General features: G+C 73.7%; 13 protein-coding genes and 1 riboswitch. Of the genes, 8 read left to right on the plus strand and 5 right to left on the minus strand.

Annotated elements, in window-relative coordinates; translation table 11 throughout:
• Window positions 1–141: 141 nt before the first annotated feature.
• Window positions 142–957: an NAD(P)H-binding protein gene (locus EV371_RS16160; RefSeq protein ID WP_130462771.1), complete on the minus strand. Its 816-nt coding sequence runs from the start codon at window positions 955–957 to the stop codon at window positions 142–144.
• A 184-nt stretch (window positions 958–1,141) separates the two neighbouring features.
• A riboswitch (cobalamin riboswitch) is annotated at window positions 1,142–1,371 on the plus strand.
• A 231-nt stretch (window positions 1,372–1,602) separates the two neighbouring features.
• On the opposite strand from EV371_RS16160, the gene EV371_RS16165 reads away from it, so the two are divergent.
• Window positions 1,603–4,068 (plus strand): ribonucleoside-diphosphate reductase subunit alpha, encoded by a 2,466-nt coding sequence (locus EV371_RS16165; RefSeq protein WP_130465962.1) that lies wholly within the window; start codon window positions 1,603–1,605, stop codon window positions 4,066–4,068.
• Window positions 4,069–4,103: 35 nt separating this feature from the next.
• Window positions 4,104–5,099 (plus strand): ribonucleotide-diphosphate reductase subunit beta, encoded by a 996-nt coding sequence (locus EV371_RS16170; protein WP_130462772.1) that lies wholly within the window; start codon window positions 4,104–4,106, stop codon window positions 5,097–5,099.
• Window positions 5,100–5,138: 39 nt separating this feature from the next.
• Here EV371_RS16170 and EV371_RS16175 read toward each other — a convergent pair whose 3' ends face one another.
• The 3 genes from EV371_RS16175 to EV371_RS16185 are packed head-to-tail and all read right to left on the minus strand — an operon-like array spanning window position 5,139 to window position 8,793.
• Complete coding sequence (locus EV371_RS16175; RefSeq protein ID WP_130462773.1) at window positions 5,139–7,502, minus strand: FtsX-like permease family protein; 2,364 nt, start codon at window positions 7,500–7,502, stop codon at window positions 5,139–5,141.
• Between the two features lie 3 nt (window positions 7,503–7,505).
• Window positions 7,506–8,243 (minus strand): ATP-binding cassette domain-containing protein, encoded by a 738-nt coding sequence (locus EV371_RS16180; protein WP_130462774.1) that lies wholly within the window; start codon window positions 8,241–8,243, stop codon window positions 7,506–7,508.
• Window positions 8,236–8,793: a helix-turn-helix transcriptional regulator gene (locus EV371_RS16185; protein ID WP_207230511.1), complete on the minus strand. Its 558-nt coding sequence runs from the start codon at window positions 8,791–8,793 to the stop codon at window positions 8,236–8,238. Before EV371_RS16185 ends, EV371_RS16180 begins: the two co-directional genes overlap by 8 nt.
• A 179-nt stretch (window positions 8,794–8,972) precedes the next feature.
• Here EV371_RS16185 and EV371_RS16190 point away from each other — a divergent pair, with 179 nt between their 5' ends.
• The 6 genes from EV371_RS16190 (at window position 8,973) to EV371_RS16215 (ending at window position 18,510) form a co-directional block, all read left to right on the plus strand.
• On the plus strand, window positions 8,973–9,980 hold the full coding sequence (locus tag EV371_RS16190) for a glycerophosphodiester phosphodiesterase (protein ID WP_130462775.1): 1,008 nt from the start codon (window positions 8,973–8,975) through the stop codon (window positions 9,978–9,980).
• 194 nt (window positions 9,981–10,174) lie between these two features.
• The gene (locus EV371_RS16195; protein WP_130462776.1) at window positions 10,175–11,572 is read left to right on the plus strand and encodes an acyl-CoA synthetase; all 1,398 of its coding nucleotides are present in this window, start codon (window positions 10,175–10,177) and stop codon (window positions 11,570–11,572) included.
• 366 nt (window positions 11,573–11,938) lie between these two features.
• Window positions 11,939–13,147: a radical SAM protein gene (locus tag EV371_RS16200; RefSeq protein WP_486484639.1), complete on the plus strand. Its 1,209-nt coding sequence runs from the start codon at window positions 11,939–11,941 to the stop codon at window positions 13,145–13,147.
• Between the two features lie 32 nt (window positions 13,148–13,179).
• Window positions 13,180–16,449 carry a BTAD domain-containing putative transcriptional regulator gene (locus EV371_RS16205; protein ID WP_130462777.1) on the plus strand — a complete coding sequence of 1,090 codons (3,270 nt, stop codon included), beginning with the start codon at window positions 13,180–13,182 and terminating at the stop codon, window positions 16,447–16,449.
• A gap of 65 nt (window positions 16,450–16,514) precedes the next feature.
• Entirely contained in the window at window positions 16,515–17,957 is a 1,443-nt protein-coding gene (locus tag EV371_RS16210) for a hypothetical protein (protein WP_130462778.1), read from the plus strand.
• Between the two features lie 13 nt (window positions 17,958–17,970).
• Window positions 17,971–18,510 (plus strand): hypothetical protein, encoded by a 540-nt coding sequence (locus tag EV371_RS16215; protein WP_130462779.1) that lies wholly within the window; start codon window positions 17,971–17,973, stop codon window positions 18,508–18,510.
• Window positions 18,511–18,597: 87 nt separating this feature from the next.
• Here the strand turns inward: EV371_RS16215 and EV371_RS34335 are convergent, their stop codons facing one another.
• A complete protein-coding gene (locus EV371_RS34335; protein WP_486484640.1) occupies window positions 18,598–20,151 on the minus strand; it encodes a serine/threonine-protein kinase in 1,554 nt (517 codons plus the stop codon).
• Window positions 20,152–20,287: the final 136 nt, after the last annotated feature.

Consider the following 20,287-nt stretch of genomic DNA (forward strand, 5'->3'; position numbering starts at 1 on the left):
GGTCTCCACATCATCGCATCGATCCGCTCGGTGAGCTTCGTCGACGTCTGGGAGGTACCCGCCGCCGGATCGCTCTGCCGCCGGCGCATGATCGGCTTTGCCGCCGACCCGGCGCCGGACCCTGCGGAGCCCACCCGGGCGCTACCCCGCCCGTTCCGACCTGCCGGAAAGGTACTCCTGCCAGGTGATCCGTCCCCGGTCGCCGGTGGGGGAGACCAGCGCACCCGCCCGGAAGGCGCGGCCGAGCCGCCCCGGCACCGGTAGCCGGAGCAGCCGGCGCCGGATCCGTCGCGCCGCCAGCCAGTCCCGGGCGAGCGTTCCGGCGTCCAGTACCGCCGGCCCGCCGAACTCCTCGGTCGCCCCGCCCGGTGCGGCGGTCACCCGCCACCGCAGGTACGCGGCGACGTCGGCAACATCGACCGGCTGCGCGGTGATTCCCGGATCGACGGGCAGTACCGGCAGCCGGTCCAGCCGGCTCATCGCCTCGGCCAGGAACTCGTGGAACTGGGTGACCCGGAGTACCGTCCACGGCACCGGGCCGGCCGCGACCGCCGCCTCGGCCTCGATCTTGATCCGGAAGTACGGCCAGGGCACCCGGTCGGCGCCGACGATCGACAGGTACACCAGGTGTCGTACCCCGGCCCGGCCGGCCGCGTCGACCAGCCGGCGGGTGCCGGCCACGTCGACCTGACGGGTGTAGCCGCGCTGGTAGGGCGCGGACGCCAGGTGGACGACGGTGTCGACGCCGTCGACCGCGGCCGGTAGTCCGGCTCCGGTGACCAGATCGAGCCGGACCGGCCGCACCTCGCCGCCGCCCTCCGCAGGCAGGTCCGGGCCGGTCTTTCCGAGTGGCGCCGGAGCGCGGCTGGCAGCCCGTACGGTGTGCCCGGCCCGGGCCAGTTCCGGGGTGAGCACCCGGCCCAGCCGCCCGGTCGCCCCGGTGATCAGGATGTGCATGGAAGTCTCCGCGTGTCGTCGGATCGGATCGGGCCGACCCGGACCGACGGGTCGGCGGGGGCCACGGTGGCATCGCGGACAGGACGGGCGACGACCCGTCATTGTGACGCCGGGGTGTGGCCGTGAGGCACGCCGACACGCCGACACGACATCTTGGGGTATGACTTTCGGGCCATCCCTATATATGGTGTTGCCTGCAGCTGGTTCGGCCGCCGCCGGCGGTCGAGGCAAGAGGGAACCCGGTGGGAGTCCGGGACTGCCCCGCAGCGGTGAGTGGGAACGACCGCCGTCATCACGCACTGGGTCGTCCGGCCGAGAACCGGACCGCCTGGGAAGCGACGGCCAGTAGGCGAACCACCGGTACCCGGTGGACCGCCCACGAGTCCGAAGACCTGCCAGCGCGCCGCGTACGAGCCCGTACGCGGCGGTCCGAGGCCGCGCGGGACGGCCGACGCCACCGACGTACGCCATCGCGTGCCCGTCGGCGTCTCCGCGCGGCTTCCTCCGGACCGGAGTAGTCCGGACCGGAGGAGTCGAGTGCGCGAGGAGAGAGTCGTGACGGTCACCGAGGCCACGCCGAGCGGGACGGGCGGAACTCCGAGCTGTCCGCCGAGGCCGGCGGCGCGAGACGCCGAGCAGCCGACGATGTCGGACACCGGCGGTCACCGCCCCGGCCGGGACGCCCGGCCGCCCCGGGTACGCGGCCGCGACGGGGTCACCGCGCCGGCGGACGTCGCCACGATCGCCCGGGCGGTGCGGCACCAGGCCGACGACCTGCCCGATGTCGACCCGGTGCGGGTGGCGACCCGGGCGGTCAACGGCCTGCCCGACGGAGCGACCGCCGCCGAGCTGCACCGGCTCTGCGTGCGGACCGCCGCCGAGCTGATCGGCGAGGAGCCGCAGTACTCCCGACTGGCCGCCCGGCTGCTCGCCGGATACCTCGACCAGGAGGTCCGGGGGCAGGGTGTCGACACGTTCAGCGAGTCGATCCGACTCGGACACCGACACGGCCTGATCGGCGACGAGACGGCCGAGTTCGTCCGCGCCCACGCCCGCGAACTCGACGACGCCGTCGACCCTGCCGCCGACCGGCGCTTCGAGTACTTCGGGCTGCGTACCGTCTACGACCGGTATCTGCTGCGGCATCCGGTGGACCGGCTGGTGCTGGAGACCCCGCAGTACTGGCTGCTCCGGGTCGCCTGCGGGCTGTCCCGGACCCCGGACGAGGCGATCGGCTTCTACCGGCTGATGGCCTCGCTCGCGTATCTGCCCAGCTCGCCGACGCTGTTCAACTCCGGCACCCGGCACACCCAGATGTCCTCCTGTTATCTGGTCGACTCGCCTCGCGACGAACTGGACTCGATCTACGACCGGTACGCCCAGGTGGCGCGGCTGTCCAAGTTCGCCGGTGGGATCGGCATCTCGTGGTCCCGGATCCGCTCCCGGGGCGCGCTGATTCGGGGCACCAACGGTACGTCCAACGGCATCGTCCCGTTCCTGCGCACCCTCGACTCGTCGGTCGCGGCGGTCAACCAGGGCGGTCGGCGCAAGGGCGCGGCCTGCGTCTATCTCGAACCGTGGCATCCGGACGTCGAGGAGTTCCTGCACCTGCGGGACAACACCGGCGAGGAGGCCCGGCGTACCCACAACCTGAACCTGGCCAACTGGGTTCCGGACGAGTTCATGCGGCGGGTCGAGGCGGACGGGATCTGGTCGCTGCTCGACCCGGACGAGGTGCCGGAGCTGCCCGACCTGTGGGGCGCGGAGTTCGACGCGGCGTACCGCGCGGCCGAGGAGCAGGGCCGGTACGTCCGCCAGGTCCGGGCCCGTGACCTCTACGGCCGGATGATGCGCACGCTGGCCCAGACCGGCAACGGCTGGATGACCTTCAAGGACACCTCGAACCGGCTGTGCAACCAGACCGCCGAGCCGGGCAACGTGGTGCACCTCTCCAACCTCTGCACCGAGATCATCGAGGTCTCCGGCGACACCGAGACCGCCGTGTGCAACCTGGGCTCGGTCAACCTGGCCGCGCACCTGGCGACCGGCCCGGCCGACCCCGGCGGCGTGCCCGCCGTCCCGGCCGACCCCGGCGTCGTGCCCGCCGTTCCGGACGGCATCGACTGGGTACGGCTGCGGGAGACCGTCCGGACCGCGGTGACCTTCCTGGACCGGGTGATCGACATCAACTACTACCCGAGCCGGGAGGCGGCGGCGAGCAACCCCCGGTGGCGGCCGATCGGACTCGGGGTGATGGGGTTGCAGGACGTCTTCTTCGCGCTGCGGCTGCCGTTCGACTCGCCGGCCGCGCGGGAACTCTCCACCCGGATCGCCGAGGAGATCTACCTGACCGCGCTGGAGACCTCGGCCGGGCTGGCCGAGCGGTTCGGTGCCCATCCGGCGTACCCGCAGACCCGGGCCGCGGCCGGGCAGCTGCAACCCGACCTGTGGGGGGTGACCGGCCGGCAGACCGGGCGCTGGGCCGCGCTGCGCGACCGGATCTCGGCGTACGGGCTGCGTAACTCGCTGCTGGTCGCGATCGCCCCGACAGCCACCATCGCCTCGATCGCCGGCTGCTACGAGTGCATCGAGCCGCAGGTCTCCAACCTGTTCAAGCGGGAGACGCTGAGCGGAGAGTTCCTCCAGGTCAACACCGCCCTGGTGGCGGAGCTGAAGGCACGCGGGCTGTGGACCGAGCGGATCCGGACCGCCATCAAGCGGGCCGACGGCTCGGTGCAGGGCATCGAGGAGCTGCCGGCGCGGCTGCGCGAGCTGTTCCGTACCGCCTGGGAGCTGCCACAGCGGGCGCTGATCGACCTGGCCGCCGCCCGGGCCCCCTATGTCGACCAGTCCCAGTCGCTGAACCTCTTCATGGCCGCGCCCGACATCGGCCGGCTCAGCTCGATGTACCTGTACGCCTGGAAGTCGGGACTGAAGACGACCTACTACCTCAGGTCCCGCCCGGCCACCCGGATCCAGCAGGCGACGGTGGGGGTGCCGCAGGGCTCCCGGCCGGCGCTGGCCGCCGTGCCGCCGTCCCGTGCCGAGGCGCCGGATCCGACCTCGGCCTGCTCGCTGGAGAACCCGGAATCCTGCGAGGCCTGCCAGTGACCTCCTCCACCACCACCAGCGACCGAGAGGAACCCATGCTGCTCGACCCCGGAATGGACCTGACCCTGCGTCCGATGCGCTACCCGCACTTCTTCGACCGGTTCCGGGACGCGATCCGGAACACCTGGACCGTGGAGGAGGTGGACCTGCACGCCGATCTGGCCGACCTGGACCGGCTCTCCCCGGCCGAGCGGCACCTGGTCAGCCGGCTGGTGGCGTTCTTCGCCACCGGCGACACGATCGTGGCCAACAACCTGGTGCTCAACCTCTATCAGCACGTCAACTCGCCGGAGGGCCGGCTCTACCTGTCCCGCCAACTCTTCGAGGAGGCGGTACACGTGCAGTTCTACCTCAACCTGCTCGACACGTACGTGCCGGACGACGAGGAGCGGTTCGCCGCCTTCGCCGCCATCGAGAACATCCCGTCGATCCGCCGCAAGGCCGAGTTCTGCTTCAGATGGATCGACTCCGTCTTCGAGCTGCGTGAGCTGCGGACCCGTGCCGACCGTCGGGCGTTCCTGCTCAACCTGATCTGCTTCGCCGCCTGCATCGAGGGGCTGTTCTTCTACGGCGCGTTCGCGTACGTCTACTTCCTCCGGTCCCGCGGGTTGCTGCACGGGCTCGCCTCCGGAACCAACTGGGTGTTCCGGGACGAGTCGATGCACATGGCGTTCGCCTTCGACGTCGTCGACACCGTACGCGGGGAGGAGCCGGACCTCTTCGACGACGAGCTGCGCGGACAGGTCCGCGAGATGGTCGCCGAGGCGGTCGAGTGCGAGGTGCAGTTCGCCGAGGACCTGCTCGCACAGGGGGTCTCCGGACTCTCGCTGCCGGACATGCGGGAGTACCTCCAGTACGTCGCGGACCGCCGGTTGGCCCAACTCGACATCGAGCCGCTGTACGGGTCGGCGAACCCGTTCGCCTTCATGGAGTTGCAGGACGTCCAGGAACTGTCCAACTTCTTCGAGCGGCGGGTCTCGGCGTACCAGGTCGGGGTGACCGGCACGGTCCGGTTCGACGACGAGTTCTGATCCACCGGTACGCGCGGCGTGCCGGTCGGGCGTACCGGGTCACTCGTAGCGCACCAGGTCGGCGGCCGGGGTCCGGGCCAGCCGGCCGGCGGCCAGCACCCCGGCGAGCGCGCCGGCCAGGGCGGCCGCCGGCACGGTCCCGGCGAGCAGCGCGGCCGGGGGAAGCTCGGCGAGTCCCGGCCCGGCGCCGATGCCGACCAGTACCCGGTCGGTGAGGAGCCGGAGCAGCAGCAGCCCCGCGGGGAGTCCGACGAGCGCGGCGGCGAGGCCGAGCGCGGCACCGCCGGTAGCGGACTGGGCGAGGGTCTGCCGGACGGTGAACCCGACCGCGCGGAGTACCCCGAGGGTGCGGGCGCGTTCCCGGGCGACGGTCAGCAGCGCGGCGGCCAGGTTGGCGAGGCTGACCAGCAGGACGAGGGCGGCCAGCAGGCGCATCGCCATGGTGAAGGTGCCGAGGTCGTCCGGATCGGACGCCCGGGCGTGCACCGTGACGCCGGGGCCGAGCCGGTCCCGCAGGGTGGCGGCCAGCGTCTCCGGGCTGGCGGTCGGACCGGCCGAGACCAGGTACGCCTCCGGTGCCACCCCCGGCAGCATCTCGGCCCGGTACATCAGCAGTTCTCCGGTGTCCTCGGTCTCGCTGTACCAGCCCACGATGGTCAGCCGCAGCGGAGTGCCGCCCGCCCGGACCTCGACCGTGTCACCGACCTGGAGGTCGAACCGGCGCAGCAGTCCGTATCCGGCGATCGCCTCGCCGGGTGCCCGCAGCGGCCGGCCCTGCTGGACCAGGAACCGGGCGTCGGCGGGATCCCCACCGATGGCGCGGGACAGGAACGTCTGGTCGCCGAGGGTGGTCCGCCGGTCGAGCTGGCTGTACCAGCCGGCGGCACCCGGCGTACCGGCCAGCGCTGCGGTCAGGGTGGCCGGATCGGTGCCGTCGGCCACCACGACGGCGTCGTAGGGGTCGCCGGTCCGGGCCGGCTCGGCGACCAGCCGATCCACTGTGGCGGTGAAGCCACCCCCGACGACCACCGCCGCCACGGCGACCGAAAGGGCGGCGGCGGTCAGTGCCGAGCGCCCAGGCCGGGTGAGTACGGCACCGAGCCCGTACCGGTAGGTGGGGCCGAGCCGGAGCCGGTCGAGGATCCGGGTGACCCGGGCCGGTTCCGCGCCGCGCGGTGCGGCGTCGCGCAGCACGTCGGAGACCGGTTGCCGGGCCGCCCGCCAGGCCGGCGCTACGGTGGCGGCCGCGAGGACCGTACCGACCAGCAGGGCGGAGCCGAGCAGCGACGGCGGGTCGATCCGCGGGCCCGCCCGGCCGAGCGCGCCAGCGAGGCCGAGCTGGAGGAAGGGGGCGACCAGGATGCCGGCCACCCAGCCGACGAGTATCCCCGCCGCGCCGAGCAGCAGCGTCTCGGCGACGAGTCCGGTCGTCACCTGTCGGGCGGTGTAGCCGACGGACTGGAGCAGCGCGATCTCCCGCCGCCGGGCGAGTAGCCGGGCGGCGGCGGTGCCGGCGACCACGAAGGCGGCGGCGAGCAGGACGAAGACGCCGAAACCGGCCAGCGAGGCACCGAAGATCCGGTCCCGGATGAGGATGTCGTCCCTGGTGTCCGGCCACGGTTGGACCGCCTGCACGCCGGAGCGGGTGCCGATCCGGGCAGCCACCGCGTCGGCCCGGTCGGGCTCGATCAGCCGGGCGACCAGCACCGCGGTCTGCCGGGCCGCCGTTGTCGGACCGGCCTCGGGCGACCTGGCCGGTCCGGCACCCGGGGTGGGCGTGGCAGTGGGTGTCGGGGTGACCTCGGCGGTCGGGGTGGCGGCCGGCGGCGGGGCGAGCGTGGCCAGGGTGGCGGGGTCGACGAAGAGCCGGATCGGGTCGCAGTCCGGGTAGAAGCAGTCGGTCAGGTCGACCGCGGTACCGGCCACGGTCAGCAGGGCGGGCCGACCGCCGACGGTCAGCCGCACCCGGTCACCGGCGCGGATCCCGGCCGCGGTGGCGGCGGCCTGGTCGAAGACCACCTCCCCGGCCGACGGCCACCCGCCGGTACGCAGCAGCGGTCGGCCCAGCGCGGCCGTGCCGCCGGCCAGGGCGGTGATCCGGGCGTCGACCGTGTCCCGGCCGAGCGCCACGACCCCGGCAAGATACGGGGTCACCGGGGTCGTCGCCGCGAACGCCGGGTCCTGCCGTACGCCCTCCAGCACCTCTGGCGTGCCGTAGACGACCAGGTCCGGGCGGCCGGCCTCGCGGTAGATCCGGTCCACCTCCGCACCGCCCTGGCCCTGCACGGACAGTCCGGCGACCATGCCGGCGGTGGCCAGCGCGGAGACCAGGACGGTGGCGAACGCGCCGGCCCGGTTGCCGCCGCGCAGACCGGAGCGGACGAGTCGGAGGACGGCGGACACCGGTCAGCCCTCCAGGTCGATCAGGTTGCCGAACCCGGGTCGACCGGCCGAGCCGGTCAGGTCCCGCTCGTCGACGATCTGCCCGTCGAGCATCGTGACCACCCGGTCCGCGGCCGCCGCGACCCGGTGGTCGTGGGTGACCAGCACGATGCTCTGGCCGTCCTGGTGACGTCGGCGGAGCAGGTCGAGCACGGTCTCGGCGGCGGCCGAGTCCAGTGCGCCGGTCGGCTCGTCGGCGAGCAGTATGTCGGGGCGGTGCACCACGGCGCGGGCCAGGGCCACCCGTTGCTGCTGGCCGCCGGAGAGTTCGGCCGGTGCGGCGTCAGCGGCCCCGACCAGATCCAACTCGTCGAGTACCTCAAGCGCCCGGCGGCGGGCATCCCGGCGGCCGACGCCCTGGAGCACCAGCGGCAGCTCCACGTTGCCGGCCACCGTCATCGTCGGCACCAGGTTGAGGAACTGGAAGACGAAGCCGACGTGCCGGCGCCGGATCAGGGCTCGGCCACTCTCCGAGCGGGTGTCCATCCGCTGGCCGGCCAGCCACACCTCGCCCCGGTCGGGGCGGTCGAGCCCACCGAGCAGGTGCAGCAGGGTCGACTTGCCGCAGCCGCTCGGTCCGGTCACGGCTACCCAGTCGCCGGCCGCCACCTCGAGCGAGACGTCCCGGAGGGCGGCGAGGTCCCGTACGCCGCCGTGGTAGCTGCGGGCCAGCCCGCGGGCGCGCAGCAGCGGGTCACTCATCGCCGTCTCCCTTCCAGGAGGTCTTGAGCTCGATCTGCGCGAGTTGCTGCTGGCACGCCTCCAGCCAGCGCAACTCGGCCTGTAGGTGCAGCGCGGTCGCCTGCACCAGCAGGCCGCTGACGCTTCCGGCGGCGGTGCGCGCCGCCTGCCGGTCGAGCTCCCGGAGCGCCTCCAGACAGCGCTGCCGGTGGTCGGTGACGACCGTCCGGGAATCCACGTCGGGCAGCAGGGGCGCGGCGAGCTGGGCGGCGACCAGTCGGAGCAGCACGTCCGGTTTGACCAGCGGGGGGTCGGAGGGGGCGGAGAGCCACTCGTGCAGCGCTGCCGTGCCGGGCTCGGTGAGCCGGTAGACCTTGCGATCGCGCCGGTCGCCGCCGGACTCGGTGGTGTGTGCGACCAGCCCGTCCCGCTCCAGCCGGCCGAGCGTCACGTAGACCTGGCCGATGTTGACTTCGCCAGCGGCGTCGGCGAACAGCTCGTCGTAGCGTCGACGCAGCTCGTAGCCGTGGGCCGGGCCGGCGGCGAGCAGGCCGAGCACAAGGTGTTTCATCCACCGACCTCCGATGCCTGGCGCGCTGAAGTCTAACGGTTAGGCATGGATGCTCAAAGGAGCCGTACGGCGCGGACCCGGGTTCGGCGACCCGTCCGTATCGGCGGACCCCGGGACACGGAGTGGATGATCGGCGACAATGTCCGGTGGACCGGGCGGTCGCGGGGAGAGGGGGCCGGATGACCGTTGACCGCCCGTTGGTGATCGCGCACCGCGGCGCCAGCGGCTACCGTCCGGAACACACCCTGGAGGCGTACCGGCTGGCGATCCGGCTGGGTGCCGACTTCATCGAGCCCGACCTGGTCTGCACCCGGGACGGGGTGCTGGTGGCCCGGCACGAGAACGAGATCTCCGGCACCACCGACGTCGCCGCCCACCCCGAGTTCGCCGCCCGGAGGACGACCAAGACCATCGACGGCACCTCGGTGACCGGCTGGTTCACCGAGGACTTCACCCTGGCCGAGCTGAGGACGCTGCGGGCACGGGAGCGGCTGCCACAGATCCGGGCGACCAACACCGCGTTCGACGGCCAGCTGCCGGTGCCGACCCTGCAGGAGGTCGTCGACCTGGCCCGCGACGAGAGCCGCCGGCTGGGCCGGACCATCGGCATCTACCCGGAGACAAAGCATCCCAGCTACTTTCGGTCGATCGGACTGCCGCTGGAGGAGCCGCTGGTGCGGGTACTCGGGAAGAACGGCATGACCGGCAGGGCGGACCCGGTGATCATCCAATCCTTCGAAGCCGCCAGCCTTCGCGGCCTGAACAGGCTGACGGGGGTACGACTGGTCCAGCTGCTGGACGCGGTCGGACGGCCGTACGACCTCACCCTGGCCGGTGACCCGCGTACCTATGCCGATTTGGTCACGGCGGAGAACCTGCGCTGGATCGGCGGCTACGCCGACGGCATCGGCGTGCACAAGAACCTGCTGCTGCCCCGGGACGCGAGCGGCAGGCTGCGCGCCCCGACCACCCTGGTCCGGGACGCGCATCGGGCCGGACTGGTGGTGCATGCCTGGACGTTCCGGGCGGAGAACCAGTTCCTGCCGATCGACTTCCGGATCGGCGCCGACCCGAACGCCCGGGGCGACATCGTCGCCGAGTACGAACTCTGCCACGGGCTCGGCCTGGACGGGTTGTTCAGCGACCACCCGGACACCGCCGTGGCAGCCCGCGCCGCTCTGGCCTGACCAGGCGGGGCCGGCCTGACCAGGCGGGTGGCCCGACCAGGCGGGCGGCCCGACCAGGCGGGCGGCCCGACTGTGACGGCTGGCGACGGTGACGGCTAGGCGGGCCGTGACGGCTGGCCGGGCGGTGACGTGGGCCGGGTGTCGGGCCGGCCGGAGCTGGCAGGATCGTCGTCAGCCGAGGGACGGGAGGAACGATGCTGCTGCCGGCACTGGACGGGGTACTGCCCGACCGCCCGGACGCGGTCCGGGTCGACGGCGAGACCGCCTCCTGGGAGGAGCTGCGGCGGGCCGCCGCCGGGGTCGCCGGCCGGCTGGTCGGGTCGCCGGCCGTCGCCGTGCACGCGACCGCCTCGCTCTCCGGCGTGGTCGGGGTGCTCGCCGGGCTGATCGCCGGCGTGCCGGTGGTGCCGGTGCCGGCCGATGCTGGACCGGTGGAACTGGCGCACATCCTTGCCGACTCCGGAGCGGCGCTGCTGCTGGCGGAGGCCCCACCGCCGCACCCGGTGCCGGTGCCGGTCGAACCGGTCCTCGGGCCCGCACTCGCACCCTCCGGCGGCCTGACCGAGCCGCCGGGTACGGCCACCGCGCTGATCCTCTACACCAGCGGCACCACCGGGGCGCCGAAGGGCGTCCTGCTGACCCGGGACGCGATCGCGCACGACCTGGACGCGCTGGCGCAGGCGTGGGCGTGGACCCCGGACGACATCCTGGTGCACGGACTGCCGCTGTACCACGTGCACGGCCTGGTCCTCGGCGTACTGGGAGCGCTGCGGATCGGTTGCCGGCTGGTGCACACCGGCCGACCCCAGCCCGACCGGTACGCGGCGGCCGGCGGGACGCTGCTGTTCGGCGTACCGACGGTGTGGTCGCGGATCGCGGGCGACCCCGGCGCGGCGCGGGCGCTCGGCGCGGCGCGCCTGCTGGTCTCCGGGAGCGCGCCGCTGCCGGAGCCGGTCTTCGCCCGGCTGGCCGGGTTGACCGGGCACCGGCCGATCGAGCGGTACGGCATGACCGAGACCCTGATCACGATCAGCACCCGGGTCGACGGCGAGCGCCGGCCCGGACACGTCGGGCTGCCGCTGTCCGGCGTCGAGAGCCGGCTGGTCGACGACGCCGGTGCGGTGCTGCCGGCTGACGGGGAGAGCATCGGTGAACTCCAGGTCCGTGGCCCGACCCTCTTCTCCGGCTACCTCGGGCTGCCGGAGGTGACCGCGGCGGCGTACGCCCCGGACGGCTGGTTCCGCACCGGCGACGTGGCGACGGTGGCGTCGGACGGGCAGCACCGGATCGTCGGCCGGGCCAGCATCGACCTGATCAAGAGCGGCGGGTACCGGATCGGCGCGGGTGAGGTGGAGAACATGCTGCTCGCCCATCCCGGTGTCCGCGAGGCGGCGGTGGTCGGCGCCCCGCATCCGGACCTCGGCCAGGAGGTGGTGGCGTACGTCGTCGGCGACGGTGTGACCCCCGAGACGCTGATCGAGTTCGTCGCCACCGGGCTGTCCCGGCACAAGCGGCCCCGCCGGGTGCACCTGGTCGACGCGCTGCCGCGCAACGCGATGGGCAAGGTGCAGAAGCGGCAGTTGCTGGCCTGACGGGGCCGGGCCCGGCCCACCGATTCGGCCGGTGCCGATGGCGGTGCCGATGCCGGTGCCGATGGCGGCGCCGGTGTCGGTGCCGATGGCGGCGTCGGTGTCGGTGCCACGCCGGTCCTTGATCCACCCGGTGGGTCGGGACGGGGCGCGGGTAGCGTGGTCGGGGGCACACCGCCGAGGAGGCGGTCGCCGGCCAGCCGGCGGGGGGTGCCATGGTGACGGCAGGCTCGTCGGGGATCCGGCGGCGTCGTAGCGGACCGGAGGAGCGCGCGTGCAGACCCGCACTGATCTCGTCGAGGAGCTGATGGGGCGCTTTCCGCACATTCCACGCGAAGCGGTCCTCAAGGAGGACCTGCTGCGCGGGGGATGGCGTTCGACGACTCGGCGCTGACCGACAACGAGAACGGCGAGGTCAAGCCGAAGTCGTACTTCATCTTCTCGTTCGACCACCGGACCCTGCCCGAGTTGGGCTCGGCGGCGCTGCGCCGGCCCCCGGAGGAGATCGTCCTGACCGGCGGCCCGTACGAGCTGCGCCGCACCGTGGTATCGGTCCGGGTCAACCCGGAGTCGCCGTACCGGGTGAAGGACGGTGGCGACGGGATGCTCCGGCTCTACCTCGACGACCGGCCGATCGCCGACGTCGGGCTGCCGCCGATGCCGGACTACTACCGGCACACGCTCGGAAACGGCAAGTCGGTGATGGAGGTCGCCCCGACCATCCAGTGGGGCTACCTGATCTACCTGACCGTGTTCCGGGTCTGTCAGTACTTCGGTGCCAAGGAGGAGTGCCAGTACTGCGACATCAACCACAACTGGCGCCAGCACAAGGCGGCCGGCCGGCCGTACACCGGGGTGAAGCCGGTGGACGAGGTGCTGGAGGCGATGGCGATCATCGACCGGCACGACACCCTCGGCGCGTCGAAGGCGTACACCCTGACCGGAGGAAGCGTCACCTCCAAGGTCGACGGGCTCGGCGAGGCCGACTTCTACGGCCGGTACGCCAAGGCGATCGAGGAACGGTTCCCGGGCCGGTGGATCGGCAAGGTCGTGGCCCAGGCACTGCCAAAGGCCGACGTGCAGCGGTTCCACGACTACGGGATCCGGATCTACCACCCCAACTACGAGGTGTGGGACAAGCGACTCTTCGAGCTCTACTGCCCCGGCAAGGAGCGGTATGTCGGTCGTGAGGAGTGGCACCGCCGGATCCTCGACTCCGCCGAGATCTTCGGGCCACGCAACGTCATCCCGAACTTCGTGGCCGGGATCGAGATGGCCGAGCCGTTCGGCTTCACCACCGTGGACGAGGCGATCGAGTCGACCACCGAGGGGCTGCAGTTCTTCATGTCCCGGGGAATCACCCCCCGGTTCACCACCTGGTGCCCGGAGCCGACCACGCCGCTGGGCCGGACCAACCCGCAGGGTGCGCCGCTGGAGTACCACATCCGGCTGCTGGAGGCGTACCGGGCGACGATGGAGGCGAACGGGCTGAGTAGCCCGCCCGGGTACGGTCCGCCCGGTGCCGGCAACGCGGTCTTCTCGGTCAGTTCCTTCATGGACACCCTGCCGCCGAACTGATGTCCGGTCCGGCCGGCCGATAACCTGGTGCGGTGACCACCGGTGGGGGATGGGCACCGGCTGGCGACGAGCGGCCCGATCCGGTGGTGCTGCCCAGGCCGAGGCTGATCAGGCGCCTCGACCAGCTGTCCGCCCGTCGGCTCGTGGCGGTCGTCGCCGGCCCGGGTACCGGCAAGACGACCCTGCTGCGGGAGTGGGTGACCCGCGGGCCCACCGCGTGGCACAGCCTGGGTCCCGAGGACCGCGATCAGGGGCACCTCTTCACCGCCCTCGCCACGGCGCTGCGCACCGTCGGCATCCCGGTACCCGGCCCAGGGGCCCACGACGACCCGTCCGTGCTCGCCGGACTGCTCGCCGACGCACTGGCCACCACCGCCCCGCCCGGCCCTGCCGGCACCGGGTCGGCTGTCCCTGCCACCACCGCCCCGGCTGCCCCTGCCACCACCGCCCCGGCTGTCCCTGCCGGCACCGGGCTGGCCGTGGGCGCGGCTGCCGGTTCGGCCCACCAGGTCCGGCTCCGGTTGGTGCTCGACGACGCGCACCTGGTGGACCCCGGTCCGGGCGCCAGCCTGCTGGCGGCGCTGGCCGGCCGGATGCCCGCCGGCACGGTACTGGTGCTCGCCGGCCGACACCCGGTGCCGTTCCCGACCGGCCCACTGCGATCCAGCGGCCGGCTCGGCGAGATCACCGCCGCTGACCTGGCCCTCACCCCGGCCGAGGTACGACGGATGCTGGCGGGCGCCGGGGCACCCGGGCAGGACCCGATCGTCCGGCGCGGTGCGCTCGACGCTGCCGACTCACCCGGGGTGGTCGCCGCGATCGCCGGCCTCGTCAAGGTCGCCACGGAACGGGGACGCCGAACATCGTGGCCGAGCGCGGGCGGGACCCTGGCGCCACCGGAACTGGACGAGCTGCCGCCGACGCTCGACGAGGCCGACCTGGCCGCACTCTGGACGCTGTCGGCGATCCAGCGGGCCGGTCCGGGCTCGCGGGGCGCCGGAGCCTACCACCGGGCGCTGGCTGCGCTGGCCGGTCGGCGACGGATCGCCGCGGGCGACCTCCTACCGCTGCGGGCGGCCCGGCTGGTCCTCGGCGGGCCGTCCGGGATTCCCGACGCCGACCTGCGGCTCGCCGAGTCGGCGGTACGCGACGACCAGCACGACGAGGCGCTGCGTTACCTGGCGGCCGTACCTGCCGGGACGCCACTGCCGGCGGCGCTGGCCTGGCAACTCGGTGCCCTGCTGCACCGGCGCGGTGAGTTCGACGACGCGGAGGCGCTGCTCGAACGGGCGGCACCCGGGGACGGAACGTCCGGGCTGGCAGACCAGGCGCAGGTCATGGCGGGCCGGGCGGCGGTGCGGTGGGCCCGGGGCGACGGGGCCCGGACCAGGGAACTCGCCGACGAGGCGGTCCGGTTGGCCGAGACGAGCCGGGACGACGCGGCGATCGCGGCCGCGTACGTGGCCCGGGCGCTGGCCACGTTCAGCGCCGGGGACCGGGCCGGTAACGAGCACGCGTACGCCCGGGCGCTAGCCGCGGCCGTTCGCGCCGGTGACCTCGGGCAACAGTTGCGGATCCACTGCAACGTCGGCTCGCGGCTGGCGGAGGAGGGCCGCTACCGGGCGGCGACCGAGGAACTCGGCGCGGCGATCCGGCTCGGCGAGCGCACCGGGCAGCGGATGCTGTTGGCGCTGGCCCTGCACAACCGGGCCGAGGCGTGGCTGGGGCTCGGCGAACTGGCCCGGGCCCGGGCCGACTCCGACGCGGCGCTCAGCCTCTGGCAGCGCGACGGGTCGCCGCTGGCCGCCTTCGGGCTGCTGCTGACCGCCCGGGTGCACCGGGTCTGTGGCGCGACCAGCCAGGCGGTGGCCGCCTACCAGGCGGCGCTGGCGATGGCCGAACCCGACGGCAACGCCCAGGTGCTGACCGAGGCGTGCGCCGGGCTGGCGCGTACCCGGTACGCCGACGATCCCGCCCGGTCGGCCGAGTACGCCCGCCGCGCCCTGGCGATGCCGAGCGCCAACGGGCCCACCGTGGCCGAACTCGCCGCCGGCTGGGTGGCGCTCTGCTCCGGGAATCTCGACTCGGCCCGGCAACACGCCGAGCGGGCCCGCGCCGAGGCGGGATCCCGGCGGGACCCGGCCGGGCTGGCCGAGGCGATCGAGCTCGCCGCGCTCGCCGCCGGGCTGGCCGGCACGGCGGCGAACGCGGCGGACCCGGTCCGCGGCGTCGGCGGCTCCGGCGGCGGCCGGACGCCGGACCGTCCGGTGGTGGGGCTGGTCGAGGCGGCACAGATCTGGGCCGAGGTCGGCAACGAGGTCGGACTGGCCACGAACGCGCTGCTGCGGGCGCGGCTCGGCGCGGACCGGCCGGCCGAGGAGGTCGCCTGCCGGCGGCTGCACCGGCTCGGCGTACGCGAGGGAGCCTGGCATGTCGCCGGACCGCTGGCGGCGATCGGGCCGGCGCCGGTGCCGGAGGTCGAGGTGCAGACCCTGGGGCACTTCGTGGTCCGGCTGGCCGGCGTGCCGGTGCCGGCGGCGGCCTGGCAGTCCCGCAGGGCGCGGGAACTGGTGAAGCTGCTCGCCGGTCAGCTCGGCCGGCCGCTGGGCCGGGAGACCCTGGCCGCCGTGCTGTGGCCGGAGACGCCGCCGGAGGTGGCGCTGCGCCGGCTGTCGGTGCTCGTCTCGACGGTCCGGGCCGTGCTGGATCCGGACCGCCGGTACCCGGCCGACCGGTACCTGCACACCGACCCGGCAACGGTGCGGTTCAACCCGGAGCGGGTGTCGGTGGACGCGGTGCGGTTCCACGACGCGGCCCGGTCGGCGATCGCGGCGGACGGCGCCAGCCCACCGGACGGGCGTACCCGGCCGGAGGTGGGTGCGGCGACGGGGCAGTGGGACGATGCGGGCGGCGTCGGGATACTGGGCCGGCTGGAGGCGGTCGTCGGGATGTACGCCGGGGACTTCTGCGCCGACGGCGAGGCCACCGGGGACTGGGTGGCCCGTCCGCGTACCGCGCTGGCCGAACTGCACCGCGAGCTGATCCGCCGGTTGGCCCGCCGGTGCCTGCGAATCGGCCGGCCGGAGGCGGCGGTCGGCTGGTACCTGCGGCTGACCACCGAGGACGGCTACGACGAATCGGCCCACCTGGGACTGGTCAGCGCGCTGTCGGCCGCCGGCCGGCACGGCGAGGCCGCCCGCCGCTACCGGGACTATCTCGACCGGATGCGGGAGATCGAGGTCGAACCGGCGGCCTTTCCGCCGGGAACCGGCGAGACGGCCGGCGCCCTGAACGATTCCTGAACCGCCTCGGAACATCACCGCCCATCATGGAGCCCGACACGGCGGGTCGAGGGCGGAGGCGGCGGATGTCCGGTTGGCGGGGGTGCGGCTCGTTGCTCGTGGTGGTCGTCCTGCTTGTCGGCGTCGGGGCGTGCGGAATCCTTCCGGGCGGCGACGGCGAACCGGGGGGCGCGATCGCCGCGAGCGAGGCGGGCCGCACCTACGGGTACGGCCCCAGTCGGGACCGGTCGATCAGGTACCAGCCGGACGTGGTGCTCGTCGAGGCTGGACCGGACGCGATCCGGTCGGCCAGCGCGGACGGGACGACCTGGGTACTCGACGCCGACGCGCCGGGCGTCGACGACCTCGAACCGGGCCGGATCATGTACGCCACCAGCCGGGCGGTCGGTCGGGTGGTGCAGGCGCGGCGGTCCGGGGACGATCTCGCCGTCACCCTCGCTCCGGTCACGCTCACCGAGGTGTTCCGGGACGCCCACTTCCGATCCGAGCAGCGATTCGACGAGGCCGACCTGGCGTACCAGGAGGTGCCGGACCTGCCCGGGGCGGTCGGCGTACCGGCCGGGTCGCGGTCGCCGGAAGCGGTCACCCCGATCGGGCTCGACGGGACCACCGTGCTCACGATGAACCCGGTGCGGCTCGCCCCGGCCGGCGGTGGCCGGCTGCCACCGGCGCGGGAGCGGAACTTCGCGGTCAGCGTCGGCGAGTGGGAGGCCCAGCCCTACCGGACGCAGGGCAAGCTCGGCCTGAAGATCGGGTACGCCGCCAACGAGAACCTCAAGGTCTACATCGACTTCGCGATGAACGTCGCCGACCTGCGGATCCGGGCCGACGTGCCGATCTCGAACGGGCGGATCGGCAGTGGCACGTTCGCGGTCGACGGCATCCGGAGCATCTCGGTCGACGTCTCCGCCGGCGCCGCGAACGGCGCGGACGACAACCGGAAGGTCCGCGTCGAGGTACCGGTCGAGATCAACATTCCGGTACCGGGTGAGCCGCTGGTGTACAGCAACACCTGGAAGTTCATCGTGACCACCGGGCTGAGCGGTCGGAACACCACGGTGACGGCGGCCGGGGAGTGGGCGGTCAACGGCACCCTCGGCATCATCGGCGGTACGTTGCAGAAGCCGACCCTCTCGGTGGTGCGCAGCATCATGGACTCGATCACCGGCATCTCGATCGGTCCCAGCGGGCTCGCCTTCGCCGTGGAGACGAAGATCCAGTTCGGTATCGGCATTCCGGCCGCCTTCGCCGGCCCGTACGCCAAGCTTGTGGTCGACCTCGGCGTCACCAACGGCTCGGCGCTGGGTGCCCCGCTGGCCCGGTGCGTGTCGGCGAGCCTGAACGCCAAGGTCGGCGGCGGCTTCGGGATCACCGCCTCGTCCAAGGCGGTCGAGGCGCTGAAGAAGCTGCTGCCGACGAAGCTGAAGTTCGAGCTGGAGAGCGAGCAGTTGTGGCCGATCCACCGGGCGGCCCAGACCCTGCCGAACGTCCCACTCTGCGTGGGCTGAGAGGAAGGCTCCAATGATCGTCCGTAGCCGCCCGCTGCTGGTGACCCTGACGGCGCTCGCGCTCGCCCTCCCCACCGGGTGCGGCCGGTTCGGCGGCGACCCGCCGGTCGCCGCACCGCAGGACGCCCCACCGGCCGCGACCGGCGCCGACCCGGTGACCGAGCCGACCTCGGCGCCGCCGGCGGCCGCGTCGCTGGACGCCTGTGCCCTGGTCACCAGGGCCGAGGCCGAGAAGCTGGCCGGTACGCCGCTGGAGGACGCCGTACCGGTGCGCGAGACGTGCAGCTACACCGGGCCGGTCACCGGGCCGACCGCCCAGGTGGAGATCTACGTCGGGGACGGGGCGAAGAAGTTCCTCGACATCGAGCGTGAACTCGACCACGAGATCTGGCCGCTGCCCGGAATCGGTGACGAGGCGTACGCCGAGGACGGCGCCGTCTTCGTGCACAAGGGCGGGCAGTGGGTCGCGGTCAAGCTGGTACTGCTGAACGACCCGAAGGAGAGCCGGAAGCCGCTGGAGGAGGTGGCCCGCACCGTCGCCGGCCGGATGTGAGCCCTCGCCGGTGTCGCCGGCCAGCAGCCGGGCCCGGTACGCCGGAAACCCATCGCGCCGACATAGCCGAGTGTCGCCGGCCCGTGCTCACTCCGAGCCGGTGTTGGTGGTCGAGGGGACACCGTCGGTACAGATGACGGTCATCTGCACGGTGTGGTTGCCGTGCCGGAACCTGACCATCGTGGCCGGCGCCGGACCGGGTTCGACAGCGTCGGTCCGGTAGGGACGGTTCGGCGTCCAGGAGAGCAGCCAGGCGCCGCCGTCGGTACAGCTGGCCTGGACCGATCCGCCGTCCGACGTCAGCGTCCTCGCCTCCGGCGTCGCGGTCGGCGGCGACTCCGGAGACGACGGCGCCGGCTCGCCCGGCCCGGTCGGTATCCCGCCGTCCGGGTCTCCGCCGCCCGGCTCCCCGCCCGGGACTCCGCCCGGCTGACCTCCCGGCGGGAACCCGGTCACCGGACCGGGTACGGGGTCGCCGAGCGGTGTACCCGGCGCGCCGGCGACCGGGGTCAGCGGCCCCGGCCCGGCCGGTGGGGGGACGGAGTCGCCACCGGTGCTCCCCGACGGTCCGGTGTACGCGGTCGGCCGGTCGCTCGGACCGGACTCCGCGGCACCGCGCGGGCTCGACCCCGAGCCGAGCGGGTCGGCGAGCCAGAGCAGGAGCGCGGTGACCGCGACGGCCGCCGCGCCGGTCACCAGCACCCCGGCGCGGCGCCGGGCGGCCCGGCCGTGGACGGCCCGGGGCACCAGCACGGTCGAGGGTTCACCGTCGACCGCGGCCGGGGCCAGTGAGTGGGCGAGTTCGTCGTCGACGATCCGCACGCCGGCGGCCCGAGCGAGCGTGGCGGCCACCTCGCGGGCCGGCGGACGCTGTTCCGGGTCCTTGTCGAGGCAGCGCCGGCAGAGCTCGGCGACCTTCGCCGGCACGTCGGGCAGCGGCGGGAGCGGTGCCGGCTCGACATAGACGTGCGCCCGCAACATCTGGGTCACCGTCTCCGTGCTCCACGGCGGGTGACCGGCGAGCAGGCGGTAGAGCAGGACCCCGACGCCGTACACGTCGGAGGCGGGCACGACGGCGTCCCCGCTGATCCGTTCCGGGGCGAGATAGCCGGGGGTGCCGAGCAACTCGTCACCCCACTCGTCGGCGTCTCCGTGTCCCACCGCGGCGGCGATGCCGAAGTCGACGACCTTCGCGCCGGCCGGGGTCACCATCACGTTGCCGGGCTTGATGTCCCGGTGCACCAGGCCACGGTCGTGGGCGGCGGCCAGCGCCGCCGCCACCTCGGCGCAGATCCGGAAGCCGACCTTCGGCGGCAGCGGGCCGGCCGCGAGGCGCTGTTCGAGGGTACGGCCCTCGACGAGTTCCATCACCACGTAGGGGACGCAGGTCAGGCCGGTGGCGGACTCGCCGAAGTCGTACACCTGGGCGACGTTGGGGTGCGACAGCGCCGCCGCGGCCCGCGCCTCCTGCCGGATCCGGCGTCGTGAGACCGGGTCCCGGGCATGCGGGCCGGCCAGCAACTTGACCGCGACGGGACGGCCGAGTACCTCGTCACGGGCCCGCCAGACCACCGCCATACCGCCCCGGCCGAGCTGGTCTTCGAGCCGGTAGCGGCCGCCGAGTACCTGCTGCGCCTCCACGCGGAACAGTCTGCGCCGCGCGGCTGCACCCCGCTCGGTCTACACGCCGACCGGAACGGGCATTGTCCTCGATCGGGCAGCAACTCGACCGAACGGGCGAGGGCGGAATCGGGTGGTGGTCGGCGTGTCAGCCCGT

The organism is Plantactinospora sp. CNZ321, assembly GCF_004217235.1.